The 24,873-nt window shown below is 67.1% G+C and carries 22 protein-coding genes; 15 read left to right on the forward strand and 7 right to left on the reverse strand.

All coding sequences use genetic code 11. The annotated features are described in order from the left end of the window. Positions 1 to 4: 4 nt before the first annotated feature. Together OHZ10_RS10355 and OHZ10_RS10360 are read right to left on the reverse strand one after the other, a co-directional pair. On the reverse strand, positions 5 to 1,507 hold the full coding sequence (locus tag OHZ10_RS10355; RefSeq protein WP_342702340.1) for a DUF1800 domain-containing protein: 1,503 nt from the start codon (positions 1,505 to 1,507) through the stop codon (positions 5 to 7). Between the two features lie 133 nt (positions 1,508 to 1,640). Next, complete coding sequence (locus OHZ10_RS10360) at positions 1,641 to 1,919, reverse strand: hypothetical protein (RefSeq protein WP_342702342.1); 279 nt, start codon at positions 1,917 to 1,919, stop codon at positions 1,641 to 1,643. Between the two features lie 258 nt (positions 1,920 to 2,177). On the opposite strand from OHZ10_RS10360, the gene ompR reads away from it, so the two are divergent. The 4 genes from ompR to OHZ10_RS10380 all read left to right on the forward strand — a co-directional run bounded on the left by ompR (position 2,178) and on the right by OHZ10_RS10380 (position 5,656). Then, a complete protein-coding gene (gene ompR, locus OHZ10_RS10365; protein WP_006478565.1) occupies positions 2,178 to 2,912 on the forward strand; it encodes a two-component system response regulator OmpR in 735 nt (244 codons plus the stop codon). A 40-nt stretch (positions 2,913 to 2,952) separates the two neighbouring features. Beyond that, the gene (locus OHZ10_RS10370; RefSeq protein ID WP_059233913.1) at positions 2,953 to 4,314 is read left to right on the forward strand and encodes an ATP-binding protein; all 1,362 of its coding nucleotides are present in this window, start codon (positions 2,953 to 2,955) and stop codon (positions 4,312 to 4,314) included. Positions 4,315 to 4,503: 189 nt separating this feature from the next. Beyond that, positions 4,504 to 5,052: a peroxiredoxin gene (locus OHZ10_RS10375; RefSeq protein WP_011352387.1), complete on the forward strand. Its 549-nt coding sequence runs from the start codon at positions 4,504 to 4,506 to the stop codon at positions 5,050 to 5,052. Between the two features lie 76 nt (positions 5,053 to 5,128). Then, positions 5,129 to 5,656: a carboxymuconolactone decarboxylase family protein gene (locus OHZ10_RS10380; protein ID WP_011352388.1), complete on the forward strand. Its 528-nt coding sequence runs from the start codon at positions 5,129 to 5,131 to the stop codon at positions 5,654 to 5,656. Between the two features lie 135 nt (positions 5,657 to 5,791). Here OHZ10_RS10380 and ispF read toward each other — a convergent pair whose 3' ends face one another. Then, a complete protein-coding gene (gene ispF / locus OHZ10_RS10385) occupies positions 5,792 to 6,277 on the reverse strand; it encodes a 2-C-methyl-D-erythritol 2,4-cyclodiphosphate synthase (RefSeq protein WP_059233912.1) in 486 nt (161 codons plus the stop codon). Positions 6,278 to 6,306: 29 nt separating this feature from the next. Continuing rightward, complete coding sequence (gene ispD / locus OHZ10_RS10390) at positions 6,307 to 7,017, reverse strand: 2-C-methyl-D-erythritol 4-phosphate cytidylyltransferase (RefSeq protein ID WP_059233911.1); 711 nt, start codon at positions 7,015 to 7,017, stop codon at positions 6,307 to 6,309. A 107-nt stretch (positions 7,018 to 7,124) separates the two neighbouring features. Here ispD and mfd point away from each other — a divergent pair, with 107 nt between their 5' ends. The 4 genes from mfd (at position 7,125) to OHZ10_RS10410 (ending at position 13,581) form a co-directional block, all read left to right on the forward strand. Then, positions 7,125 to 10,595: a transcription-repair coupling factor gene (gene mfd / locus OHZ10_RS10395; RefSeq protein ID WP_342702349.1), complete on the forward strand. Its 3,471-nt coding sequence runs from the start codon at positions 7,125 to 7,127 to the stop codon at positions 10,593 to 10,595. 105 nt (positions 10,596 to 10,700) lie between these two features. Further along, entirely contained in the window at positions 10,701 to 11,921 is a 1,221-nt protein-coding gene (gene argE / locus OHZ10_RS10400) for an acetylornithine deacetylase (protein ID WP_059233909.1), read from the forward strand. Between the two features lie 60 nt (positions 11,922 to 11,981). Next, entirely contained in the window at positions 11,982 to 13,001 is a 1,020-nt protein-coding gene (locus OHZ10_RS10405; protein WP_174993013.1) for a threonine/serine dehydratase, read from the forward strand. Positions 13,002 to 13,146: 145 nt separating this feature from the next. Beyond that, positions 13,147 to 13,581 (forward strand): DUF3574 domain-containing protein, encoded by a 435-nt coding sequence (locus OHZ10_RS10410; protein WP_174993014.1) that lies wholly within the window; start codon positions 13,147 to 13,149, stop codon positions 13,579 to 13,581. Positions 13,582 to 13,666: 85 nt separating this feature from the next. Here the strand turns inward: OHZ10_RS10410 and OHZ10_RS10415 are convergent, their stop codons facing one another. After that, the gene (locus tag OHZ10_RS10415; RefSeq protein WP_059233906.1) at positions 13,667 to 16,189 is read right to left on the reverse strand and encodes a penicillin-binding protein 1A; all 2,523 of its coding nucleotides are present in this window, start codon (positions 16,187 to 16,189) and stop codon (positions 13,667 to 13,669) included. 443 nt (positions 16,190 to 16,632) lie between these two features. Between OHZ10_RS10415 and OHZ10_RS10420 the strand changes: the two genes are divergently transcribed. The 4 genes from OHZ10_RS10420 to OHZ10_RS10435 all read left to right on the forward strand — a co-directional run bounded on the left by OHZ10_RS10420 (position 16,633) and on the right by OHZ10_RS10435 (position 19,996). Beyond that, positions 16,633 to 17,313: a PspA/IM30 family protein gene (locus OHZ10_RS10420; RefSeq protein WP_059233905.1), complete on the forward strand. Its 681-nt coding sequence runs from the start codon at positions 16,633 to 16,635 to the stop codon at positions 17,311 to 17,313. Between the two features lie 84 nt (positions 17,314 to 17,397). Beyond that, on the forward strand, positions 17,398 to 18,561 hold the full coding sequence (locus OHZ10_RS10425) for a tetratricopeptide repeat protein (protein WP_256085007.1): 1,164 nt from the start codon (positions 17,398 to 17,400) through the stop codon (positions 18,559 to 18,561). A gap of 223 nt (positions 18,562 to 18,784) precedes the next feature. Continuing rightward, positions 18,785 to 19,216: a large conductance mechanosensitive channel protein MscL gene (mscL, locus tag OHZ10_RS10430; protein ID WP_059233903.1), complete on the forward strand. Its 432-nt coding sequence runs from the start codon at positions 18,785 to 18,787 to the stop codon at positions 19,214 to 19,216. Positions 19,217 to 19,549: 333 nt separating this feature from the next. Beyond that, positions 19,550 to 19,996, forward strand: coding sequence for a hypothetical protein (locus OHZ10_RS10435; protein WP_027784713.1), 447 nt, complete (start codon positions 19,550 to 19,552; stop codon positions 19,994 to 19,996). 66 nt (positions 19,997 to 20,062) lie between these two features. On the opposite strand, the gene OHZ10_RS10440 is transcribed toward OHZ10_RS10435, so the two are convergent. Then, the gene (locus tag OHZ10_RS10440; protein ID WP_342702352.1) at positions 20,063 to 20,956 is read right to left on the reverse strand and encodes an NAD(P)-dependent oxidoreductase; all 894 of its coding nucleotides are present in this window, start codon (positions 20,954 to 20,956) and stop codon (positions 20,063 to 20,065) included. Positions 20,957 to 21,091: 135 nt separating this feature from the next. Between OHZ10_RS10440 and OHZ10_RS10445 the strand changes: the two genes are divergently transcribed. Together OHZ10_RS10445 and OHZ10_RS10450 are read left to right on the forward strand one after the other, a co-directional pair. Further along, positions 21,092 to 21,301 (forward strand): dodecin, encoded by a 210-nt coding sequence (locus OHZ10_RS10445; RefSeq protein WP_011352399.1) that lies wholly within the window; start codon positions 21,092 to 21,094, stop codon positions 21,299 to 21,301. 220 nt (positions 21,302 to 21,521) lie between these two features. Next, positions 21,522 to 22,451 carry a LysR substrate-binding domain-containing protein gene (locus OHZ10_RS10450; protein WP_006490213.1) on the forward strand — a complete coding sequence of 310 codons (930 nt, stop codon included), beginning with the start codon at positions 21,522 to 21,524 and terminating at the stop codon, positions 22,449 to 22,451. Positions 22,452 to 22,558: 107 nt separating this feature from the next. On the opposite strand, the gene OHZ10_RS10455 is transcribed toward OHZ10_RS10450, so the two are convergent. Next, positions 22,559 to 23,971, reverse strand: coding sequence for an 8-oxoguanine deaminase (locus OHZ10_RS10455; protein ID WP_342702356.1), 1,413 nt, complete (start codon positions 23,969 to 23,971; stop codon positions 22,559 to 22,561). A gap of 509 nt (positions 23,972 to 24,480) precedes the next feature. Between OHZ10_RS10455 and uraH the strand changes: the two genes are divergently transcribed. After that, positions 24,481 to 24,834 (forward strand): hydroxyisourate hydrolase, encoded by a 354-nt coding sequence (gene uraH, locus OHZ10_RS10460; RefSeq protein ID WP_011352401.1) that lies wholly within the window; start codon positions 24,481 to 24,483, stop codon positions 24,832 to 24,834. Positions 24,835 to 24,873: the final 39 nt, after the last annotated feature.

The raw sequence follows: 24,873 nt of genomic DNA on the forward strand, positions 1-24,873 counted from the left end.
CGAATCATTTCAGTTGATAGGCCGGATCCATCAGCAGCGCCTCGAGGTACGCGCTGCCGGTCGAATCCGTGTCGATCGCCGCGACCGGCGACAGCTGCAGCACCGCGTGCTGCAGCTGAAGCTCGGTCGACAATCCCGCGATCGCCTGCGGCCGCGCACGATACTGTGCCAGCCAGCGTTCGAGGTCGAAACGCAGGCCGCCGCGCGCCGGTTTCGCGGGCGTGCCGCGCATGCCGGCCGCGGACGCCGTGTCGGCCACCGGCATCGCGTGCGCACGCGCATTCGGCGGCGGCGCCATCGGGTGCGCCGGCGGGTGCATACCGGCCGTCTCCGTCGCACGGAACAACTGCTCGACGAACTGCTTGCGCGACAGCAGCGTGGTGCTGTTGATCCACAGCGCACCGCCCGGCCAGCCCTTCACGTTCGGCGGATAGAACAGGTTCTGCCCGAGCGTGCGCACGGTGTTCGCGAGCATCTGCGGATCGCCGTACGCCACGTCGAACAGCCGCACCGACCCGACGACGAATTCCGCCGGCGACTTGACGAGCACGCCGCGGTTGCGCGGATCCCAGAACGCGTCGGTCGACCACAGCGCGGCGAGCGCCGCGCGAATATCGTAGCCGCTCGCGCGAAACCGTTCGGCCACCGCATCGAGCGCGCCGGGATCGGGCGTATCGGACACGAACTCGCGCCACAGCTTGCCGGCGATGAAGCGTGCAGTGCCCGGCCGCTTCAGCAGAACGTCGAGAAAGCCGTCGCCGTCGAACGGCCCCGTTTCGCCGAGGATCGTCTTGTCGCCGGCATCGTGCCACTCGGGCCGCGCCTCGAAGCGCAGCGTGTCGGGATCGATCGTCCAGCCCGTCATCGCGCGCGCGGCTTCGGTCACGTCGTACTGCGTGTAATGCCCTTCGCCGAGCGTGAACAGCTCCATCACCTCGCGCGCGAAATTCTCGTTCGGACGCCCCTTGCGATTGCTCGCGCCGTCGAGATACTGCAGCATCGCCGGATCCTTCGCGACCGCGTGCAGCAGCGTGCCGAAGTTGCCGAGCGCCTCGCGGCGAAACAGCGCGTTCTGCGCGGCCATCGTCTGCGGGTAAGGCACCTTGTCCTGCCCCGACGTGAAGTGCCCGTGCCAGAACAGCGTCATGCGCTCGGTCAGCGGCGACGGCGTGACGACCATCTCGTTGACCCAGGCCGCGCGCAACGCATCGTAGCGGACGTTGCGCTCGCGCTGCTCGTCGCGCCGCATGTCGGGTGTCAGCGCCTGGCGCTGCGCGCGCGTCGGCGGCAGCTCGGCGATCCAGTCGGGCCAGGTCGTGACGGGTTCGTGCCGCACGCTGCCGAGGGTGTCGGCCACGGCCTGCGCGCGTGTCATGCCGACGATGCGCGCGACGTCGGCGGGCGCGGGGGAGAAACCGGTGCGGCTCAGGAAAAACAGTGCGTCGTCGGCATCGAGCGGCGACTGCATGGCAGGCGACGGCGCCGGTGTGGCAGCGTTCGCTTTCATCGTCATGGACTCCCGGAACGCACCGGCGGTGCGGATGCCAGTACAACGGCATTCGGCAGGCGAAAGTTGACGGAAAAAGTGCTACGAATTCTTTCCGCGCGGGATGGCCGCGCAGGGGGAAAGACCGCGCATGTCAGCGCTTGTACAGCTCGCGAACGGCGTCTTCGATGTGCTGGCGCAGCAGGTGCCGCTCCTCGGGCGTCATGTGCCCGTCGCGGCGGTGCTGATCGAGATCGGGAGGCACGGCGGAACGAACCGTCATCTCGGCGGTACGGTCGGACTGCGGCGCCTTGCCGCGCGACAGCTTGCGCGACGGTGCGCCCTGCTCGGGGCGCTGCGCATACGCGAAGTTCGACGCATACGGACCGGCAAGCGCGATCGTCAGCATCAGTGCAATCCGGGCAGATCGCATGACCGTCCTCGCTTCTTTGGTCGATTTGTTCCCTTCGTCACGCGGCAACCGGCTACCTCTGGTACTTGAAAAACCCTGCGGAAATCGGGTGTACAAAGATGAATGATGGAGTGCAGGGGAGTATCTACCGAATTTCGGCTTCGAGTAAAGGAATCTCTATAGCCTGCCTTTACTCGGCGCGACACTACGGGTAAATTTTGTAACCGACTGTAACGCACGAAAATACGTGGCCGTGCGTCAATTCCCATTCGCGATAAGATGCCGATCATGGAAACGAAAAACCCCTCCAAGATTCTCGTCGTCGACGACGACCCTCGCCTGCGCGATCTGCTGCGCCGCTATCTCGGCGAGCAGGGTTTCAACGTATACGTCGCGGAAAACGCGACCGCGATGAACAAGCTCTGGGTACGCGAGCGTTTCGACCTGCTCGTGCTCGACCTGATGCTGCCTGGCGAAGACGGCCTGTCGATCTGCCGCCGCCTGCGCGGCAGCAACGACCGCACGCCGATCATCATGCTCACCGCGAAGGGCGAGGACGTCGATCGCATCGTCGGCCTCGAAATGGGCGCCGACGACTACCTGCCGAAGCCGTTCAACCCGCGCGAACTCGTCGCGCGCATTCATGCGGTGCTGCGCCGCCAGGCGCCGGCCGAACTGCCGGGCGCACCGTCGGAAACCACCGAGGTGTTCGAGTTCGGCGAATTCTCGCTGAACCTCGCCACGCGCACGCTGACGAAGTCGGGCCAGGAAATTCCGCTGACGACCGGCGAATTCTCGGTGCTGAAGGTGTTCGCACGCCATCCGCGCCAGCCGCTGTCGCGTGAAAAGCTGATGGAGCTCGCACGCGGCCGTGAATACGAAGTGTTCGACCGCAGCCTCGACGTACAGATCTCGCGCCTGCGCAAGCTGATCGAACCGGATCCGGGCAGCCCGCGCTTCATCCAGACCGTCTGGGGCCTCGGCTACGTGTTCATCCCCGACGGCGCCGCCTGACCTTTTTCCTTCCCGGTTTCGCCCGCCCACGGCCCGTCCCATGCGTATCGACCGGCGCCTCCTGCAGCTCGCGTTCGGCGGGCTGTTCTGGCGCACCTTCCTGCTGATCGCGCTGCTGATCTCGGTCAGTCTCGCCGCGTGGTTCCAGAGCTTTCGCGTAATCGAGCGCGAGCCGCGTGCGCAGCGCGTCGCGCTGCAGCTCGTCGCGGTCGTGAAGCTCACGCGCACCGCCCTGCTCTATTCCGATCCCGATCTGCGGCGCGCGCTGCTGCAGGATCTCGAGAGCAACGAGGGCGTGCGCGTGTACCCGCGCGAGAAAACCGACAAGTTCAAGCTGCAGCCCGACGAATCGCTGAACCGCCTGATCGAACACGACATCCGCAGCCGCCTCGGCGACGACACCGTGATCGCGCAGTCGGTCAACGACATTCCCGGCGTGTGGATCAGCTTCAAGATTGACGACGACGATTACTGGGTCGCGCTCGACCGCGACCAGCTCGACAACGTCACGGGCCTGCAGTGGGCCGGCTGGGGGCTGTTCGCACTCGCGCTGTCGCTGTTCGGCTCCGCGTTCATCACGAGCCTCGTGAACCGGCCGTTCTCGCGGCTCGCGCTCGCCGCGCGGCAGATCGGCTCGGGCCAGACACCCGAGCTGCTGCCCGAGCGCGGCATGGGCGTCGCGGCCGAGACCAACCGCAGCTTCAACCAGATGGTGCGCGATCTCGAACAGCTCGAGGCCGATCGCGCGCTGATGCTCGCGGGCATTTCGCACGACCTGCGCACGCCGCTCGCGCGGCTGCGGCTCGAAACCGAGATGAGCCCGTCCGACCAGGCGACCAAGGACGCAATGGTCGACGACATCGAGCAGATGGACCGCATCATCGCGGCCTTCATCGACTACGCGCGCCCGTCGCAGCGCAAGCCCGAGCCGATCGACCTGTCGTCGATCGCGCAGGAAGTTGCCGCGCGCGTGTCGGGCGAGGACGGCGTCGAGATCCGCACGCGGCTCGCGCCGAGCGCGATCATCGAAGCCGACGAGACCGACATGCGCCGCGTGATCGGCAACCTCGTCGAGAATGCGCGCAAGTACGGCCAGAGCAAGCACGACGGCATCTCGCGCATCACGGTCGAGACGCGCGTGACGCATGCGCGCGTCGAGCTGTCGGTGAGCGACGAAGGCCCCGGCATCCCCGAGGATCAACTGCCGCTGGTGATGCGGCCGTTCTACCGCGTCGACACCGCGCGCACCAAGGCGGACGGCACCGGTCTCGGGATGGCGATCGTGCTGCGGCTCGTCGGCCGCTATCGCGGCGCGCTGCGCCTGCGCAACCGCAACCCCGAAGCGGGCCTCGAAGCCACGGTCGAATTCCCCGGCGCCGGCAAGGCGCGTGCGACCGCGTGACGCGCTCGCGCACGCATCCGGCACGTCACACTATCGATCCGGTTGAAAAAAGCTATGAAGATCGTTAGTCAAAATCTATTGAAGTACTTTACTAATAGTGTTATAGTTTTGCCCATGCTGTCACATCATCGTTGCAGCACCGAGGTAGCTTGACTCAGTCTTCTTCCCAACTCATACAGGAGTATCCGCATGAAAACCGTGGGCGATAAACTCGAAGCTTTCACCGTCGTAGCCGCGAAGCCGGGCTTCAACCATCACGAGGAAAACGGCCAGTCGGCATTCGAGACCGTCACCGAAGCGTCGTTCCCGGGCAAGTGGAAGATCATCTACTTCTATCCGAAGGATTTCACGTTCGTGTGCCCGACGGAAATCGTCGAGTTCGCGAAGCTCACGAAGCAGTTCGAAGAGCGCGATGCCATCCTGCTGGGCGGCAGCTCGGACAACGAATTCGTCAAGCTCGCATGGCGCCGTGAGCACAAGGACCTCGACAAGCTGAACCACTACGCGTTCGGCGACGTCAAGGGCGAGCTGATCGACCAGCTCGGCGTGCGCGACAAGGAAGCCGGCGTGGCCCTGCGTGCAACGTTCATCGTCGATCCGGACAACACGATCCAGCACGTTTCGGTGAACAACCTGAACGTCGGCCGCAGCCCGGAAGAAGTCCTGCGTATTCTGGACGGCCTGCAAACGGACGAACTGTGCCCGTGCAACCGTGCAGTCGGCGGCGCAACGCTGTAAGCGCATCGATGCACGAAGCCCGCGGCGCACGTCCTGCCTGCGGGCTTTTTTAACGGCCAACCCATAGGAGATATCAATGGAATTCATCGACTCGATTAAGGCACGTATCCCCGACTACGCGAAGGACATTCGCCTGAACCTCGACGGCACGATCTCGCGCTCGTCGCTCGAAGGCACCGACGCGGTCGGCGTCGCGCTGGCGGCGGCCATCGCCGCGAAGAGCACGGTGCTCATCAAGACGATCCGCGAAGCCGGCGTCCTGTCGCCCGAAGAAACGAACGCCGTGCTGACGGCGGCCGCGCTGATGGGGATGAACAACACCTGGTATCCGTATGTCGAAATGGCCGACGACGCCGACCTGAAGACGCAACGCGCCGAGCTGCGGATGGGCGCGTATGCGACGCACGGTGGCGTCGACAAGCGCAAGTTCGAGATGTACGCGCTCGCCGCGTCGATCGTCGGCAAGTGCCACTTCTGCGTGAAGTCGCACTATGCGCTGCTGAAGAACGAGCAAGGGATGACCGTCACGCAACTGCGCGACGTCGGCCGCATCGCGTCGGTGATCAATGCCGCCGCGCAAGTGATCGCCGCCGAAGGCGAATAAGCGGTTGCGCCGCCCGACCGGCAGCGATGCCGCGCGCGGCGTCCGTTTCAAACGAAAATGCCACGCTGATGCGTGGCATTTTTCATTTCCGCGGCCCGGTGCGCGGCGCGAACCGCGCGCCGCCGCACGCGGCCGTCAGGCGCCCTGCTTCACCAGCAGCGCGGCGGCCTGCGCCTCGATGCCTTCGCCGCGGCCGAGATAGCCGAGCTTCTCGTTGGTCTTCGCCTTCACGTTCACGCGATCGAGCGGCAGCCCGAGATCGGCCGCGATGTTCGCGCGCATCCCGTCGATATGCGGCGCGAGCTTCGGCGCCTGGGCGATCACGGTGCTGTCCACGTTCTGGATCGTGAAACCGGTCGCCTTCACGCGCTCGGCGCATGCGCGCAGCAGCACGCGGCTGTCCGCGCCCTTGAATGCCGCGTCCGTGTCGGAGAAATGGCGGCCGATGTCGCCGAGCGCCGCCGCGCCGAACAGCGCGTCGGTGATCGCGTGCAGCAGCACGTCCGCATCCGAGTGGCCGAGCAGGCCGCGCTCGTACGGAATCGTCACGCCGCCGATGATGAGGGGGCGCCCTTCGACGAGCTGGTGCACGTCGTAGCCTTGTCCGATTCTGAAATCCATGCGTGTTCCGATTGAGATGGGGGTGAAAGTCAGGAAGCGTTCGCGGGGCGCGCGAGGATCGCCTCCGCGAGCGCGAAATCTTCCGGGTACGTGACCTTGAAATTGCGCAGGCTGCCCTGCACGACGCGCGGCGTGTGGCCCGCCCATTCGATCGCGCTGGCTTCGTCGGTCAGGTCGTGCCCTTCGCGCTGCGCGCGCAGGATCGCCTCGCGCAGCATGCCGATGCGGAACATCTGCGGCGTCTGCGCCTGCCACAGCGCGTCGCGCGACTCGGTGCGCGCGATCGCGTCGCCGCCGGCCGGCACGCGCTTGAGCGTATCGGCCACCGGCAGCGCGACGATGCCGCCGACCGGGTCGTCCTTCAGCGTCGCGACGAGCGTGCGGATCAGCTCCGGCGTGATGCCGGGGCGCGCCGCGTCGTGCACGAGCACCCAGTCCTGGTCGGTCGCGCCGAATTCGGCCAGCTCGAGCAGCCCGTTCAGCACCGACGCCTGCCGCGAGCCGCCGCCGCAGCGGCGTACCGCAAAGCGCAGGCCCGCGAAGCGGCGCGCGTCGAAATGGGAATCGTCGGGCGCGAGCACGACGAGCGTCTGCGCGAACTCGCTGCACGCGTCGAACGCGGCGAGCGTGTAGTGCAGCAGCGCGCGGCCGGCCAGCGTGCGGTATTGCTTCGGCACGGCGGAGCCGGAACGGCTGCCGGTGCCGGCACAGGGAATCAGGGCGAAAAGTCGGGGAGTCACGAAGGGAAACGCCGGAAAGATGAAATCGAGAAGCGGATTTTATAATAGGTCTTTCGTCTCGACCGGCGCACCGCGATGCGCCCGTGCACGCCACCCCTGTCGTCCCTATGCCAGATAACGCCTCCAACCCGTCCGCCTCACCCGTTGCGCGCGTCAAACCCGGCCAGCGCTTCGCCTTCGACGGCACGCACGGCTCCGCCGACGCGCTCGCCATCGCCCGCTATCTCGCCGACAATCGCCAGGACGTGCCGCTCCTCGCGGTGATCTGCGCGAACGCGGTCGACGCGCAACGGCTGTCGCAGGAAATCCGCTATTTTTCGCCCGACGCGCGCGTGCGCCTGCTGCCGGACTGGGAAACGCTGCCGTACGACACGTTCTCGCCCCACCAGGACCTCGTGTCCGAGCGGCTTGCCACGCTGCACGACCTCGGCGAAGGCCGCTGCGACATCCTGCTCGTGCCCGCGACCACCGCGCTGTACCGGATGCCGCCTGCGTCGTTCATGGCCGCGTACACGTTCGCGTTCGCGCAGGGCGAGCGGCTCGACGAGGCGAAGCTGAAGGCGCAGCTGACGCTGGCCGGCTACGAGCACGTGAGCCAGGTCGTGCGGCCCGGCGAATACTGCGTCCGCGGCTCGCTGATCGACCTGTACCCGATGGGCTCGCCGCTGCCGTACCGGATCGACCTGTTCGACGACCAGGTCGACTCGATCCGCGCGTTCGACCCCGACACGCAGCGCAGCCTCTACCCGGTGCGCGACGTGCGCCTGTTGCCCGGCCGCGAGTTCCCGTTCGACGAAGCCGCGCGCACGGCCTTCCGCAGCCGCTGGCGCGAAACTTTCGAGGGTGACCCGAGCCGCGCGCCGATCTACAAGGACATCGGCAACGGCGTGCCGTCGGCCGGCATCGAGTATTACCTGCCGCTGTTCTTCGACGAAACGGCCACGCTGTTCCACTACCTGCCGCAGGACGCGCACCTCGTGTTCACCGGCGATCTCGAAGCGTCGATCCGCCGCTTCACCGCCGATACGAAGCAGCGCCACGCGTTCCTCGCGCACGATCGCGAGCGGCCGATCCTCGAGCCGCAGCGGCTGTTCCTGTCCGACGAGGATTTCTTCGCGTTCGCGAAGCCGTTCGCGCGCGTCGTGCTGCCCGCGCAGCCGCCCGGCGGCTGGGCGACCGCGCTGCCCGAGCTGACCGTCGACCGCCATGCGGACGACCCGCTCGCGTCGCTGCGCACCTTCGTCGAATGGTCGGGCAAGCGCGTGCTGCTGACGGTCGAATCGGCCGGCCGCCGCGAAACGATCCTGCAACTGCTCGCCGAGCACCACCTGCGCCCCGCATCGAACGACCACTTCGCGGGCTGGCTCGCGAGCGACGAACGCTTCGCGCTCGGCGTCGCGCCGCTGTCGAGCGGTTTCTCGGTGCCGGGCGAAGGCTACGCGATCGTCACCGAAACCGAGCTGTACGGCGCGCTCGGCCGCCGCGCGGGCCGCCGCCGGCAGGAACAGGCCAGCAACGTCGACGCGATGGTGCGCGACCTGTCCGAGCTGAAGGTCGGCGACCCGGTCGTCCATGCGCAGCACGGCATCGGCCGCTACATGGGCCTCGTGTCGATGGACCTCGGCGAAGGCGAAACCGAATTCCTGCATCTCGAATACTCGGGCGACAGCAAGCTCTACGTGCCCGTCGCCCAATTGCACGTGATCTCGCGCTACAGCGGCGCCGATCCCGACAGCGCACCGCTGCACGCGCTCGGCTCCGGCCAGTGGGAGCGCGCGAAGCGCAAGGCCGCGCAGCAGATCCGCGACACGGCCGCCGAACTGCTGAACCTGTACGCGCGCCGCGCGGCCCGCGAAGGCCACGCGTTCTCGCTCGACCCGCGCGATTACGTGAAATTCGCGGAAAGCTTCGGCTTCGAGGAGACGCCCGACCAGGCCGCCGCGATCGCGGCCGTGATCGGCGACATGACGAGCGGCAAGCCGATGGATCGCCTCGTGTGCGGCGACGTCGGCTTCGGCAAGACCGAGGTCGCGCTGCGCGCCGCGTTCATCGCGGTGCTGGGCGGCAAGCAGGTCGCGCTGCTGTCGCCGACCACGCTGCTCGCCGAACAGCACACGCAGACCTTCGCCGACCGCTTCGCCGACTGGCCGGTGCGGATCGTCGAGCTGTCGCGCTTCAAGACCGCGAAGGAAGTGAACGCGGCCATCGCGCAGATCAACGAAGGCAGCGTCGACATCGTGATCGGCACGCACAAGCTGCTGTCGTCGGACGTGCAGTTCAAGCGCCTCGGCCTCGTGATCATCGACGAGGAACACCGCTTCGGCGTGCGCCAGAAGGAAGCGCTGAAGGCGCTGCGCGCGGAAGTCGACGTGCTGACGCTCACCGCGACGCCGATCCCGCGTACGCTCGGGATGGCGCTCGAAGGGCTGCGCGATTTCTCGGTCATCGCGACCGCGCCGCAGAAGCGGCTCGCGATCAAGACCTTCGTGCGCCGCGAGGAAGAAAGCGTGATCCGCGAGGCGATGCTGCGCGAACTGAAGCGCGGCGGCCAGGTGTACTTCCTGCACAACGAGGTCGAGACGATCGAGAACCGCAAGGCGATGCTCGAGGCGCTCGTGCCCGAGGCGCGGATCGTGATCGCGCACGGCCAGATGCACGAGCGCGAACTCGAACGCGTGATGCGCGATTTCGTCGCGCAGCGCGCGAACGTGCTGCTGTGCACGACCATCATCGAGACCGGCATCGACGTGCCGAGCGCGAACACGATCATCATGCACCGCTCGGACAAGTTCGGCCTCGCGCAGCTGCACCAGCTGCGCGGCCGCGTCGGCCGCTCGCACCACCAGGCCTATGCGTACCTGCTGGTCCACGATCCGCAGTCGCTGACCAAGCAGGCGCAGCGCCGGCTCGAGGCGATCCAGCAGATGGAGGAACTCGGTTCGGGCTTCTATCTCGCGATGCACGACCTGGAGATCCGCGGCACCGGCGAAGTGCTCGGCGACAAGCAGTCGGGCGAGATCCACGAGATCGGCTTCCAGCTCTACACGGACATGCTGAACGACGCGGTGAAGGCGCTGAAGAACGGCAAGGAGCCCGACCTCACCGCCCCGCTCGCCGCCACGACGGAAATCAACCTGCACGCGCCGGCGATCCTGCCGGCCGACTACTGCGCAGACGTGCAGGAGCGGCTGTCGCTGTACAAGCGGCTCGCGAACTGCGAACACGGCGACGCGATCGACGGCATCCAGGAAGAACTGATCGACCGCTTCGGCAAGTTGCCGCCGCAGGCGCACGCACTCGTCGAGACGCACCGGCTGCGGATCGCCGCGAAGCCGCTCGGCATCGTGAAGATCGACGCGAGCGAGGTGGCGATCGGGCTGCAGTTCGAGCCGAATCCGCCGATCGATCCGATGCGGATCATCGAGATGGTGCAGAAGCATCGCCACATCAAGCTCGCGGGGCAGGACAAGCTGCGCATCGAAACGCGCTCGCCCGATCTCGCGATCCGCGTGTCGACGATCAAGGAAACGCTGCGCGCGCTCGGCCCGAAACAGGGAGCGGCCGCCGCGGCGCGCTGACGCGATACTGACGGGCGCGACGTTGCTGCACCGCATCGCGCCCGACGCAGGCGGGCCGGCGCGTTTTTGAGTATGATTTTCCCATTCATCAGACGGAGTTTTGCCATGTCCACTCTCGACGCGACGGCGCCGTCCGCCGCAACCCAGGGCGATGCATCCCTTGTCAGCCTGCCGTGGGTCAAGCAACTGGTGTCGATGGACACGACGAGCCGCGTGCCGAACCTCGGCCTGATCGAAACGGTGCGCGACGCACTCGCCGCGAAAGGGATCGCGTCGACGATCACGCACGATCCGCGCGAAGGCTGGGCGAACCTGTTCGCGACCGTGCCCGCGCACGACGGCTCGACCAACGGCGGCATCGTGCTGTCGGGGCATACCGACGTCGTGCCGGTCGACGGCCAGCAATGGGACAGCAACCCGTTCGCGCCGGAAATCCGCGACGGCCGCCTGTACGGCCGCGGCACCTGCGACATGAAGGGCTTCATCGGCACGGCCCTCGCGCTGCTGCCCGAGATGCAGGCAACCAGGCTCGCGCAGCCGATCCATTTCGCACTGTCCTACGACGAGGAAATCGGCTGTGCGGGCGCGCCGCTGATGATCGCCGACCTCGTGAAGCGCGGCGTGCAGCCGTCCGGCTGCATCGTCGGCGAACCGACCAGCATGCGGCCGATCATCGCGCACAAGGGCATCAACGCGTACCGCTGCTGCGTACGCGGCCACGCGGCGCATTCGTCGCTGACGCCGAAGGGGCTCAACGCGATCGAGTATGCGGCGCGCCTCATCTGCCATATTCGCGACATCGCCGACCGCTTCCGCGCCGAAGGCCCGTTCGACGCACTGTACGACGTGCCGTTCACGACCGCGCAGACGAGCACGATCCAGGGCGGCAACGCGATCAACACGGTACCGGCCGAGTGCCGCTTCGACTTCGAATTCCGCAACCTGCCGACGCTCGATCCCGAGCAGATCTTCACGCGCATCGAAGCGTATGCGCGGGAAACGCTGTTGCCGCAGATGCTGCGCGAGCATCCGAACGCCGCGATCGAATTCTCGAAGATCGCCGCGGCGCCGGGCCTCGACGCGACCGAACAGGCCGCGATCACGCAGCTCGTGCGCGCGCTGACGGCCGACCAGGACAAGCGCAAGGTCGCGTACGGCACCGAGGCCGGCCTGTTCGAACGCGCGGGCATCCCGAGCGTCGTGTGCGGGCCCGGCAACATCGAGCAGGCGCACAAGCCGAACGAGTATGTCGAGCTCGCGCAGCTCGCCGGCTGCGAGCAGTTCCTGCGCAAGTTCATCCGCAGCATGTCGGTCGACGCGCACTGACTGCCTCCCGCCACGCCGGCTCGCGTGTGCGGGCCGACCCACTCCGCCACCCGCCACGTCATGTCGACTGAACAACAGGGCACGGCCCATACGACGATCGACGGCGAGCCGATTCCGACGCTCGACGAAATCGCCGCGCAGCATTTCGCTTTGTCGCCGTGGGTCGCGCGCACGCCCGTGTTCGAGCGCGCCGACCTGCCGTCCCTCGAGGGCACGCACGTCAACTTCAAGTTCGAGCTGCTGCAGGCGAGCGGCAGCTTCAAGGCGCGCGGCGCGTTCACGCACCTGCTCGCGCTCGACGAGGCGCGCAAGAACGCGGGCGTGACCTGCGTGTCGGCCGGCAATCACGCGGCGGCCGTCGCGTATGCGGCCATGCGGCTCGGCAGCAGCGCGAAGGTCGTGATGTTCCATACCGCGAGCCCGGCGCGCATCGCGCAATGCAAGCAATACCGCGCGGAAGTGGTGCTCGCGGGCAGCGCGTCGCAGGCGTTCGATCTCGTGCGGCGCATCGAGGCCGAGGAAGGCCGCTTCTTCATCCATCCGTTCAACGGCTATCACACGATCCTCGGCACCGCGACGCTCGGCTACGAGTGGGCGACGCAGACGCCCGACCTCGACGCGGTGATCGTGCCGATCGGCGGCGGCGGGCTCGCGGCCGGCATGGCGACCGCGCTGCGGCTCGCGAATCCGCGCGTGCACGTGTACGGCGTCGAGCCGGAAGGCGCCGACGCAATGAGCCGCAGCTTTGCGGCCAACCACACGATCAAGATGAGCGCGATGCAGACGATCGCCGATTCGCTGATGGCGCCGCATACCGAGGAATACAGCTACCAGCTGTGCCGGCGTCACGTCGACCGCATCGTCACCGTATCCGACGACGCGCTGCGCGCCGCGATGCTGTTCCTGTTCACGCACCTGAAGCTGTCGGTCGAGCCGGCCTGCGCGGCCGCGCTCGCAGCACTCCTCGGCCCGCTGCGCGAAACGCTGCAGGGCAAGCGCGTCGGCGTGCTGCTGTCGGGCACGAACACCGACCCCGGCACGCTCGGCATGCATCTCGCGCACGCAAAACTGCAGCACTGACCCCACATCGGGCACACGCAGGCCAACCTAGGGTTATCCCCAGATTATGTTGACAGCCCTGTTGATAACCCGCCGGACAAGCACGCAAGTGGTTGAGCGCGCAGCGTTTTGCGCGCGCGAAGGTCAATCGTCACGAAATGGGCAGATGCGGCCGTTGGTCGCATGCGCGGTGGCGCTCACGCTGCTCGCCGGTTGCGCGACGGCGCCCTCGCCCGTCGCCAACGCGCAACCGGCGTCCTGCACGCAACCGGGCGAAAGCCGCATGCTCCAGGCCGACCTGCTGTTCGGGCGCGACATCACGGGGCGCGGCCCCGTCACCGATGCGGAACGCGCGGCGTTTCTCGCCGACACCGTCACGCCACGCTTTCCCGACGGCCTCACCTACTGGGACACGCACGGCCAGTGGCGCGACCGCACGACCGGCGGCGTCACGCGCGAAGACAGCTTCGTGATCCGGATCATCGCCGACGATACGCCCGACACGCGTACGCGGCTCGCCGCGATCCGGCAAGCGTACCTGCAGCGCTTCCACCAGCAATCGGTCGGCATCACGGTCGTGCCGGCCTGCGCATCGTTCTGACGCCCCTTCTCCCGCTGCCGGCCATTCGCGCAAAAAAACGGGCGCCCGAAGGCGCCCGTCTCATGTCTGAAGAACAGCGTACCGCTTACTTGCTCTCGAACATGTCCATGATCTGCTGCTTCTCCTGCGGCGTGACAGGCGGCGGCGCAAGCCCTGCCGCGCCGGCCGAACCCAGCGCGTCGTTCGCGCTGATCGCGTTCTCGGCCGGGTTGATGTCGACGTTCGCGACGAAGCCGTTGCCCGGCGTGCGATCGGCGTAGTACAGCTCGCCGTCGATCGAGGTCAGGCCGTCCGGCATCGGCATCTGCTGCTCGGGCACGCCGTTCAGCGCGGTGCGCATGTAGTTCACCCAGATCGGCAACGCGAGCTGCGCGCCGAATTCACGGCTGCCGAGACTCTTCGGCTGGTCGAAGCCCATCCACGCGACCGCGACGAGCGACTGCTGGTAACCGGCGAACCAGCCGTCTTTCGCGTCGTTCGTCGTACCCGTCTTGCCTTGCAGGTCGCTACGGCCCAGTGCGTTGGTACCCGCGCCCGTGCCGGCCGTCGCGACCGAGTGCAGCAGGCTGTTCATCACGTACGCGTTGCGGCCTTCGATCGTGCGCGGCGCCGTGCCGCCCGCGATCACCGGCTGAGACTTCTGCAGTGCCTGGCCGCGCGCGTCGTCGACTTCGGCGATCAGGTACGGATCGACCTTGTAGCCGCCGTTCGCGAACACCGCATAGCCGGTCGCGAGCTGCAGCGGCGTCACGAGGCCCGCGCCGAGCGCCATCGGCAGGTACGGCGGCGTCTTCGCGGGATCGAAGCCGAAGCGCTGCGTTACGTACTGCTGCGCATACTGCGTGCCGATCGATGCGAGGATCCGGATCGACACGAGGTTCTTCGAACGCTGCAGGCCGGTGCGCATCGTCATCGGGCCGTCCGGCTGGTCGTCGTCCTTCGGCTCCCACGCGGTGCCGCCCGGTACGCTCGGCGGGAAGTACAGCGGCGCGTCGTTGATCATCGTCGCCGGCCCCATGCCCTTGTCGAGCGACGCCGAGTAGATGAACGGCTTGAACGACGAGCCCGGCTGCCGCCACGCCTGCGTCACGTGGTTGAACTTGCTCTTGTTGAAGTCGAAACCGCCGACGAGCGAGCGGATCGCGCCGTCCTGCGGGGCAATCGCGACGAGCGCGCCTTCGACCTGCGGCAGCTGCACGACCTGCCAGCCCGTCTTGCCGTCCTTCAGCACGCGCACGACCGAGCCCGGCTTGATGCGCAGCGCGTTGTTCGCGCGCGGCCCCAATGCAGCCGACACGAAGCGCAGCCCGGCCGGCCCGATCGTCGTGGTCGCACCACCGACGAACTGCACCTCGACCGCGTTCGGCGACGCCGACAGCACGACCGCCGACTGCAGGTCGCCGTTGTCCGGGTGATCGGCGAGCGCGTCGTCGATCGCCTCGTCGCGCTCGTCGCCGGCCGCAGGCAGGTTGATCGATGCTTCCGGACCGCGATAACCGTGGCGGCGCTCGTAGTCGAGAATGCCGCGACGCACGGCCTGGTACGCGGCCTCCTGATCGGCCGAGTTGATCGTCGTCGTGACGGTCAGCCCGCGCGTATAGGTTTCGTCCTTGTACTGCTGATACATCATCTGCCGCACCATCTCGGCGACATATTCGCCGTGCACCGCGTACTGGTTACCCGGCGTGCGCACGTGGATCTCTTCCTTGATCGCTTCGTCGTACTGCGGCTGCGTGATGTAGCCGACCTCGAGCATGCGCTTCAGGATGTATTCCTGACGCACCTTCGCGCGCTTCGGATTGACGACCGGGTTATACGCGGACGGCGCCTTCGGCAGCCCCGCGAGCATCGCCGCTTCCGCGAGCGTGATGTCCTTCAGGTCCTTGCCGAAATACACGCGTGCAGCGGCCGCAAAACCGTACGAACGCTGGCCGAGATAAATCTGGTTCATGTACAGCTCGAGAATCTGGTCCTTCGTCAGGGCCTTCTCGATCTTGTACGCGAGCAGCATTTCGTAAATCTTGCGCGTGTAGGTCTTTTCGCTCGACAGGAAGAAGTTGCGCGCAACCTGCATCGTGATCGTGCTCGCACCCTGGCGCGCGCCGCCGTGCATCAGGTCGGCCACACCCGCCCGCAGGATGCCGACGAAGTCGACGCCGCCGTGTTCGTAGAAGCGGTAGTCCTCGATCGCGAGCACGGCCTTCTTCATCACGTCGGGAATGTCCTGGAAGCGCACGAGGCTGCGGCGCTCCTCGCCGAATTCGCCGATCAGCACGTGATCGGCCGTGAACACGCGCAGCGGCACCTTCGGCTGGTAGTTGGTCAGCGCATCGAGCGACGGCAGCTGCGGCGCCATCACGACCAGCGCATAGCCGACGATCAGCGCGCCGACGATCGCCAGCGTCACGAACAGGCCGGCGAACCACAGCGCGACGCGCGAGCCGAACGTGCGACGGCGGCCTCCGCCGCCGCCGCTGCGCTGCTGCGCGCGGCGGTCGTCGTCGCGATCGTCGTCATCGGGGTAATAGGCTCCGGACGGCGAACGGCGCAGCGTGTAGTGGGGTTCGTTCCTGTCGGAAGAAGAAGGCGGTCGTTTGATAATTGGCATGTCGGAATGGCGGGCGTACGTGGCGCCCTCGGACGCATGCGGAAATGCAAGCGGATGAATCAGATTGAGTGCATCGAGATGCGGCTGTCACGTCGACAGACCCCGCCGCGCGGCGATCCGTTCCCGCGACGTGACAGCGCATTTTAATGAAATCGACCGGGTGCCTTCGCGATTTTTTGTAAAAATTCCCGCAATGCCGTGATTTGCGGAACGTATTGTCGGCATCCTCGGCCTATGATGGACACGCAATATCGCGCGTTACCGATTCTTTCTTTCAATTGCGAAAGGTTCGGCATCCCGATACACGCGCCGCTTGAACTCTCGCGTTTAAGCCGTATTTAAGTGAGCCGGTGGTCTAATATTCACCGGCTCACGCGGGTCGGAACCGGCCCGCAGCGGGCACTGCCGCGGTCACGCGGCGCCTATCAACCACGGAGGATTTCATGTCGCTTTTCGACTCTGTTTCGCGCACGATCAAAGGCCTGCTGAACGATGCGGCCGATTCGGTACAGGATCCGTCGCGCGACGCACGGCAGATCGTGCGGGAGCTCGACGACAGCATCGGCCGTGCCGAGAATTCGCTGATCGAGATCGAGGCACAGGTCGCGACCCAGCGCAGCAAGCGCGATGCGGCCGACGACAAGGTGAAGAAGTACGAGGACGGCGCGAAGCGCGCGCTGCAGTCCGGCGACGAAGCGCTCGCCCGCGAGGCCCTCGCCGCGCAGTCGAACGCGGAAGCCGAGCGCGATGCGCTCGCGGCCGAGCTGACGACGCTCGAGCCGTCGGTCGACAAGCTGAAGGGGCAGATCGCCGACATGCGCCAGCGCCGCAACGACCTGAATGCGCGCTCGAACATCCTGCAGGCCAAGCAGGAAATCGCGCAGGCGAAGGATGTCGCAGCGAGCGCGCTGGGCGGCATCGGCGGCAAGAACCTGTCCGAGGATTTCCAGAAGCTCGAGGACAAGGTCGCGCTGCAGAACGCCCGCTCGGACGCCCGCCTGAATTCGGCCGACACGTCGAGCGGCAAGGCGCTCGACGACAAGCTCGCCGCGCTGAACAAGGGCCCCTCGGTCGAGGATCGCCTCGCCGCGCTGAAGAAGCAGCTCGATACGCCCGCGCAGTAACGGCCACTGCGGGCAACCGCGCCGCGCCCGGGCGCGCGGCGCGAACCGATCGTCAGGAGACGGGCCCCGGTGCCCGGTTCGACCATGAAGAAATCTCTCGCCGCACTCGGCCTCTCGCTGATGGTGCTGTCGTCCGCCGCGTTTGCGGTGCCGTCGTTGCAGCAGGTCGAGCAATCGATCGCGCAGCGCAACTGGCAGCAAGCCGACACGCAGTTGTCGCAAGTCATCGACGCCCATCCGAACAACGCGCATGCGCGCTACCTGTATGCGCAGGTGCTGGACCGTGAAGGCCGCGCGTCCGACGCGCTCGCGCAACTGCAGCAGGCGAAAACGCTCGATCCGCAACTGCGCTTCACCGACGCGTCGCACTTCGCGCAGACCGAGTCGCGCATTCGCGCCGACGCCGCGCGCGTGAGCGGCAACGCGCCGTCCGCCACGCAGGCCGGCACGCTGCAATCGTCGCTCGCGCCCGCCGTACCGGCTGAAAAACACGGTCCGTCGACCGGCATGTGGATCGGCCTCGGGCTGATCGTCGCGATCGTCGCGCTGGTGCTGCGCTGGACGCTGCGGCGCGCACGCACGGCCGACGACGGCCGCGCCGACGACGAACGCCGCACGCAGCTCAAGCGCGCGACCGACGTGCTGAACGACATCCGTCCGCTGAAACTCGACGCGAAGCTGTCGACGGCGCCCGGCGCCGCGGCGCTGCTGGGCGAAATCGAGGCGGTCGAGACCGACGCGCGCACGCTCGTCGAGGCGCTGTCGAACGGCAAGAATCCGGTGCCGCCGTATCGCGTCGACGAGCTCGAACAGCGCCATGCGAGCGTGAAGGCCCGTGTCGAGGGCCGCCCCGACCCGGCCGCGCAACCCGCAGCGCCGGCGAACGGCAGCGGCTCCGCGTACGCACAGGAAGCCGATCGCATGACGGGCGCGCAGGGCCAGCCCTACCCGCCACAACCCTATCCGCAACAGCAGCCGCCCGTCGTGATCCAGCAAGGCGGCGGTTTCGGCGGCGGGATGGGCGGGCTGCTGACCGGCGTGCTGCTCGGCGAGGCGATGTCGGGCGGCCGCGAGCGCGTGGTCGAGCGCGACGTGATCGTCGACGGCGAGCGCCGCCGGCAGGAAGCCGACCCGGGCTTCGACCTCGGCCGCGGCGACGCGTCGAACTGGAGCGACGGCAACGGCGGAGGCGGCGGCGGCATGGACCTCGGCAGCAACGACGACGGCTGGACCGACGACAACACCTGACCCTGCCCGGCGCGTCGCCACGCGCTGCCACGCACGCCACGCTCCCCTGCCTGGCCGGCCGCGCCGACGCGCGGATTTGTCAATCATTTCAAGATGGACTACCGGCAATGGGGAGCGTTCGCTATCATGCGGCCATCGGCGTGCCACCGACCCTCATTCGACGCAATGCAATCCCGCGCGTCGCGGCACGCTTCCCCTCGCCCCAACCAGGAGAAAGCCGCTCATGAGCATCATCAAGGAATTCAAGGAGTTCGCCGTCAAGGGCAACGTGATGGATCTCGCCGTCGGCGTGATCATCGGCGGCGCGTTCTCGAAGATCGTCGATTCGGTCGTGAAAGATCTCATCATGCCGGTCATCGGTGTGCTGACCGGCGGTCTGGATTTCTCGAACAAGTTCGTTCTGCTCGGCACCATCCCCCCGACGTTCAAGGGTAATCCCGATTCGTTCAAGGACCTGCAGGCCGCGGGCGTCGCCGCATTCGGTTACGGCTCGTTCATCACCGTGGCGATCAATTTCGTCATCCTCGCGTTCATCATTTTCCTGATGGTGAAATTCATCAACAAGCTGCGCAAGCCGGACGAAGCCGCGCCGGCCGCGACGCCGGAAGACACCGTGCTGCTGCGCGAGATCCGCGATTCGCTGAAGCAGCGCTGATCGCCGCGCGCTCCGCCCGCCAGGCCCGCCGCGTGCGGGCCTTTTTATTGCGCGCGCGATGCGCCGCCGCAAGCGGCCCATCTCACTTTTTTGTGACGGGCGAATGCACGCGCGGGAAAAGCAGGTCTATGATGGAGACTAAACGACAGTACGGGCGCCAAGACGCTGGCTGTGTCGATCAAGGCGAGCAGGTCGACGGGAGACATTGATCGTCGTACTGCACGAATGCAGCATTTTCGTGTGCTATAAAGGATCGACATGCGGCGTACATAGCCGGGAGTGGGTCGCATGAAAGTGCCGCATTTCTTGCAATTGTTTTTGAGGCGAGTGTTTATGTCCTTCCCGAAAAAACGTCGGCGTGCGCAGCAAGATGGCCAGGAGTCATTCCTCGCGGTCTTGCGCCACTCGAAACCGTTTGCTCAACTCGACACCAAGATTGCCCGCGCCCGTGCGCAGGACGAACCCGTCCTGTATGCGCATGTGCTGCCCGGTCTCGACGTGCTCCTGTGCAGCGTGCGCGGCGCCCAGCCGCCCTATCCGGCGATCGCCGAGCTGCGCAAGCGCTGCATCGAATCGATCGCCAACGCACTCGAGCAGCCGCTCGACGGTCTCGAGAACGGCGGCTACTGGTACGAAGCGAACGGCTTCGGCTTCCTCGTATTCGCAAGCCGTGCGCGCGCGCGCATCCTGCCCGAGTTTGGTGCAGGCACGAAGGCAAGCCTGCGCGGCGGCCTCGGCCGCCAGAACGCCGGCGACACGACACCTCGCTCGCTCGGCTGATCCGCCTGCCATTCGATGGGCCGCCTCCGGGCGGCCCATCTGCCATTCACGTGCCCCGCTTGTGCGTCACGACGCCTGCTGACGGCCGTTGCCCGGCCGCACGATGTCGATGAACGCCGCGAAATCGGCGCCGGCGAGCCCTTGCGCGGCGCCGAGCCGCAACACTTGCTGGACCGTGGCCGATACGGGCATCACCGCGCCCGTGTCGCGCGCGGCGTCGGCAATCGCATCGACATCCTTCTGGAACGTGCTGAGCGCGCCGATCGGTGCATGACCACCCGACGTCATGCGCGGCACGAACGTCTGCAGCAGCACCGAGTCGGCCCAGCCGCCGGCCAGCGCCTCGGCCAGACGCGCCGCGTCGATGCCGCTCGCCTGCGCGAGGCCGACAGCCTCGGCGATGGCCGTAACCGTCGCGGTCACGATCGCCTGGTTGCACAGCTTCGCCGTCTGGCCCGCGCCCGCGTCGCCCATGTGCGTGATGCGCGACGCGTACGTGTCGATCAGCGGCCGCACCGCGTCGAGATCGGCCGCGCGACCGCCGGCCATCACCGCGAGCGTGCCGGCCTGCGCGCCCGGCACGCCGCCGGACACCGGTGCATCGACCCAGCCGACGCCGAGTGCAGCCGCGCGCGCCGCGTAGTCGCGCGTCGCCGCGGGCGGAATGCTCGAATGATCGACGATGCGCATCAGACGGCGCGCGGCGGCATCGCCGGAAAGCAGCCCGTGCTCGCCGAATACGACGTCGCCAACCGCACGGCCGTCGAGCACGCACACGAATACCGTCTCGACGCGTTCGGCCAGCTCACGCGGCGTGCCGACCACCTGCGCGCCGTCCTTGACCAGCGCCTCGGCCTTGCCGCGCGAGCGATTCCACACGCTGACGCGATGCCCGGCCGCCAGCAAATGCCGAATCATCGGCGCGCCCATCAATCCCGGTCCGCAAAATCCGACTTCCACGATGTTCCTCGTCTCCAATATGGGTTGCACTTGCCGCCCATCATACCTATCACTCAAGAAGCCGGGCACGCACGGCACCGCTTCGGGACCGCGGCTTGCACCGGCAATACAGACCGATATCCCAGGGAGCGCATCATGAGCGACCACGTGTACAAGATGATCGAGCTGACCGGTTCGTCGAAGCAATCGAGCGACGACGCGATCCGCAACGCGATCTCGAAAGCCGGCAAGACGCTGCACAACCTGCACTGGTTCCAGGTGACCGAAACGCGCGGCCACATCGAAGGCGACCAGGTCGTGCACTGGCAGGTCACGCTGAAGGTCGGCATGCGCATCGACGACTGACGCGTCTCCGCCTCACCCGCCGCGCCGCGATCCGGATCCGCGCAATACGGATCCGTGCGGCGCCGCGCTCCCCGCTTCCCACCCCGCTCGGGCCCCTTGTCGTGGCCCGGCCGGCGGGTGTCTGCGGGTATCCATCTCTTGACGCTGGGCCGGCTTCATATTAAAAACGATATACCCCCCTTGCCCCTCGATCAGCCCAGCCATATAAAACGGAGATATCATGAGTCAGCAACGCGAGGCGATCGACACGTACCTCTTGCGCGTCTTGCACACCTTGTTGATGGAGCGCAGCGTCACGCGCGCGGCCGTCAAACTGAACCAGTCGCAACCGGCGATCAGCGCCGCGCTGCGGCGCCTGCGCGACATCACCGGCGATCCGCTGCTGGTGCGCGGCAAATCCGGCATGGTGCCGACCGAATACGGGCTGCGCCTGCTCGAGCCCGTGCAGAACGCGCTGCGTGAAATCGAGCGCATCAAGTTCCAGCAGCACAACTTCGACCCGGCCACGTCGATCCGCTGCTACCGGATCGGCTGCCCCGACTACCTGAACGTGCTGTTCGTGCCGACCGTCGTCGAACGCTTCCGCCAGGCCGCGCCGAACGCGACGCTCGAGTTCCATTCGCTCGGCCCCGCGTTCGACTACGAGCTCGCGCTGGAAGACGGCAAGCTCGACATCGTCGTCGGCAACTGGCCCGAGCCGCCCGAGCAGCTGCACCTGTCGAACCTGTTCGTCGACGAAATCGTCTGCCTGATGAGCAACACGCACCCGTTCGCGAAGCGCGGCGGGCTGACGCTCGACCAGTACCTGAACGCGCCGCATCTCGCGCCGACGCCGTACTCGGTCGGCCAGCGCGGCGCGATCGACGTGCATCTCGCGCGCGAACGCCTCAAGCGGCACGTGGTCGTCACGCTGCCGTACTTCAACCTCGCACCGTACGTGCTCGTGAAGTCCGACCTGATCTTCACGACGACGCGCCTGTTCGCCGATCACTACGCGAAGTTCCTGCCGCTGTCGGTCGTGCCGGCGCCGCTCGACTTCCCGCCGATGCAGTACTACCAGCTGTGGCACGAACGCTGCCACTACTCGGACGAAGTGCGCTGGCTGCGCAGCCTCGTCGCCGAAGCCACCCGCACGCTGATCGAGCCGTAACGGCACACGCTGCCCGCGCCGGCGGGGCGCGTCGCGACAACCTCGCGGCGCGACGACGGCCGGCGGCACGCCCGGCAAGGCGGCCGCCGCACGGCTTCAGTCCTGCTTCAGCGCGACGCCTCGACGAGCGCGTGCGCCAGCGCGTTGTGACGCTCGATGACGGGCGGCAGATCGAGCGTCGCCAACCGCCCTTCCCGCACCACCACTTTCCCGTTCACCACCGTGTACGCCGTCTGCGACGGCGCGCAGAAGACGAGCGCCGCCACCGGATCGTGCAGCGCACCCGCGAACAGCGGCTGGCGCAGGTCGAACGCGGCGAAATCGGCGGCCATGCCGGGCTTCAGCGCGCCGATGTCGTCGCGGTTCAGCACCTTCGCACCGCCGAGCGTCGCGATCTCGAGCGCTTCGCGCGCGGTCATCGCATCGGGCCCGAAGCCGACCCGCTGCAGCAGCAGCGCCTGACGTACTTCGGCGACCATCTGCGCGCCGTCGTTCGACGCGGAGCCGTCAACGCCGAGACCGACCGGCACGCCCGCGAGCCGCATCTTCTTCACCGGCGCGATGCCCGACGCGAGCCGCATGTTCGAGCACGGACAGTGCGCGACGCCCGTGCCGGTGCGCGCGAACAGGCCGATACCCGCATCGTCGAGCTGCACGCAGTGCGCATGCCACACGTCGTGGCCGACCCAGCCGAGATCTTCCGCATATTCGGCCGGCGTCATCCCGAACTTCTCGCGGCTGTACGCGATGTCGTTGACGTTCTCCGCAAGGTGCGTGTGCAGCGACACGCCGTACTCGCGCGCGAGCGCGGCCGCGTCGCGCATCAGGTCGCGGCTCACCGAGAACGGCGAGCACGGCGCGACCACCACGCGCAGCATCGCGTAGCGGCCTTCGTCGTGATAGGTCTCGATCAGGCGCTGCGTGTCGCGCAGGATGTCGGGCTCGCGCTCGACGACCGAATCGGGCGGCAACCCGCCGTCGCGCTGGCCGACGCTCATCGAGCCGCGGCTCGCGTGAAAGCGCATGCCGATCCGCTGCGCAGCACCGATGCTGTCGTCGAGCCGGCTGCCGTTCGGGTAGATGTACAGGTGATCGCTCGACGTCGTGCAGCCCGACTGCAGCAGCTCGGCCATCGCGGTCAGCGTCGACACCTCGATCATCTCGGGCGTCAGGTGCGCCCAGATCCGGTACAGGTTCGTGAGCCAGCCGAACAGCTCGGCGTTCTGCGCCGCGGGCACCGCGCGCGTGAGGCTCTGGTACATGTGGTGGTGCGTGTTCACGAGCCCCGGGATCACGAGGTGGCCGCGCAGGTCGAGCACTTCGTCGGCCGTGTCGGGCAGCTCGGCGGTCGGGCCGACCGCGACGATCCGGTTGTCTTCGATATAGAGCCCGGCATCGCGCAGCTCGCGACGCGTGTCGTCCATGGTCACGAGCACGTCGGCGTGCTTGACCAGCAGGGTTTTCGGGCGGGATGAGGAGGTGTTCGGCGCGCGTGCGCCTGCGTGCTGCTCGAGGTTCATGCGTTCTCCGCGTCGGTCTGCCCCCAGGGGCTGTCCTGGAGGCGGTCACACAGCCGTTCGAACGCTGAATCGCGGCACGCTCCGGTGCCTGCGTCCGTTCGAACGCCCTGGCCCGGTTACCCGGCGTGCTCGCCGTCTTCGGGGTACGCGCGGGCCACCGGCCGACGCGCACGGCGGGAGGATCGCCCAAGCGCGCGCCGCACACAATGCGCGATCCGGAATACCGCGCTTCAGGGTTCCGATATGGTACGCCGCGCAGGCCCTCCCCGAGCGCCTGAAAGCCCGCCGGAAGCCGCGCCCGGCGTGCCGTCGACAGCCGCTCATGCGCGGCGCATTATCTTTGATATCGCGCCCGTATTTGCGCGGGGAACCTTTTTACAATGCCTGCACGGCGCTCGCTTCAATCTCGCCGACGGGTATGTAGCCACGTGACGTGGAGCCTCGATCCGCCGCACAGTCAATGGATCGAGTCGCCGCCGAACCTCGCATTCACACAAGGACAATTGCGAATGGGAAAGCTCACTACCCACGTACTCGATACGGCGCACGGCCGTCCCGGCGCTGCAATCAAGGTGGACCTCTACGCGCTGGACGGCGAATCGCGCCGCGCGATCAAGACCGTGCTGACCAATAGCGACGGCCGCTGCGACGAACCCCTGCTCGAAGGCGCCGCGCTCGCCGCCGGCGAATACGAACTCGTGTTCCATGCCGGCGACTACTTCGCGTCGCTCGGCGTGAAGGTGCCCGAACCCCGTTTCGTCGACCGCGTCGTACTGCGCTTCGGCATCGCCGACACCGGCTCGCACTACCACGTGCCGCTGCTCGTGTCGCCGTGGTCGTACAGCACCTATCGCGGCAGCTGACATACGCATCAGCGCCCACATCAAACAAACGATTTGAGT

This window comes from Burkholderia arboris, from assembly GCF_038723655.1.
Lineage (GTDB): Bacteria > Pseudomonadota > Gammaproteobacteria > Burkholderiales > Burkholderiaceae > Burkholderia > Burkholderia arboris.

Excerpts from the sequence above, each read along its gene's own strand:
- OHZ10_RS10355 (WP_342702340.1), bottom strand. The coding sequence starts at position 1,507 with ATGAAAGCGAACGCTGCCACACCGGCGCCGTCGCCTGCCATGCAGTCG.
- OHZ10_RS10360 (WP_342702342.1), bottom strand. The coding sequence starts at position 1,919 with ATGCGATCTGCCCGGATTGCACTGATGCTGACGATCGCGCTTGCCGGT.
- ompR (WP_006478565.1), top strand. The coding sequence starts at position 2,178 with ATGCCGATCATGGAAACGAAAAACCCCTCCAAGATTCTCGTCGTCGAC.
- OHZ10_RS10370 (WP_059233913.1), top strand. The coding sequence starts at position 2,953 with ATGCGTATCGACCGGCGCCTCCTGCAGCTCGCGTTCGGCGGGCTGTTC.
- OHZ10_RS10375 (WP_011352387.1), top strand. The coding sequence starts at position 4,504 with ATGAAAACCGTGGGCGATAAACTCGAAGCTTTCACCGTCGTAGCCGCG.
- OHZ10_RS10380 (WP_011352388.1), top strand. The coding sequence starts at position 5,129 with ATGGAATTCATCGACTCGATTAAGGCACGTATCCCCGACTACGCGAAG.
- ispF (WP_059233912.1), bottom strand. The coding sequence starts at position 6,277 with ATGGATTTCAGAATCGGACAAGGCTACGACGTGCACCAGCTCGTCGAA.
- mfd (WP_342702349.1), top strand. The coding sequence starts at position 7,125 with ATGCCAGATAACGCCTCCAACCCGTCCGCCTCACCCGTTGCGCGCGTC.
- argE (WP_059233909.1), top strand. The coding sequence starts at position 10,701 with ATGTCCACTCTCGACGCGACGGCGCCGTCCGCCGCAACCCAGGGCGAT.
- OHZ10_RS10405 (WP_174993013.1), top strand. The coding sequence starts at position 11,982 with ATGTCGACTGAACAACAGGGCACGGCCCATACGACGATCGACGGCGAG.
- OHZ10_RS10410 (WP_174993014.1), top strand. The coding sequence starts at position 13,147 with ATGCGGCCGTTGGTCGCATGCGCGGTGGCGCTCACGCTGCTCGCCGGT.
- OHZ10_RS10415 (WP_059233906.1), bottom strand. The coding sequence starts at position 16,189 with ATGCCAATTATCAAACGACCGCCTTCTTCTTCCGACAGGAACGAACCC.
- OHZ10_RS10420 (WP_059233905.1), top strand. The coding sequence starts at position 16,633 with ATGTCGCTTTTCGACTCTGTTTCGCGCACGATCAAAGGCCTGCTGAAC.
- OHZ10_RS10425 (WP_256085007.1), top strand. The coding sequence starts at position 17,398 with ATGAAGAAATCTCTCGCCGCACTCGGCCTCTCGCTGATGGTGCTGTCG.
- mscL (WP_059233903.1), top strand. The coding sequence starts at position 18,785 with ATGAGCATCATCAAGGAATTCAAGGAGTTCGCCGTCAAGGGCAACGTG.
- OHZ10_RS10435 (WP_027784713.1), top strand. The coding sequence starts at position 19,550 with ATGTCCTTCCCGAAAAAACGTCGGCGTGCGCAGCAAGATGGCCAGGAG.
- OHZ10_RS10445 (WP_011352399.1), top strand. The coding sequence starts at position 21,092 with ATGAGCGACCACGTGTACAAGATGATCGAGCTGACCGGTTCGTCGAAG.
- OHZ10_RS10450 (WP_006490213.1), top strand. The coding sequence starts at position 21,522 with ATGAGTCAGCAACGCGAGGCGATCGACACGTACCTCTTGCGCGTCTTG.
- OHZ10_RS10455 (WP_342702356.1), bottom strand. The coding sequence starts at position 23,971 with ATGAACCTCGAGCAGCACGCAGGCGCACGCGCGCCGAACACCTCCTCA.
- uraH (WP_011352401.1), top strand. The coding sequence starts at position 24,481 with ATGGGAAAGCTCACTACCCACGTACTCGATACGGCGCACGGCCGTCCC.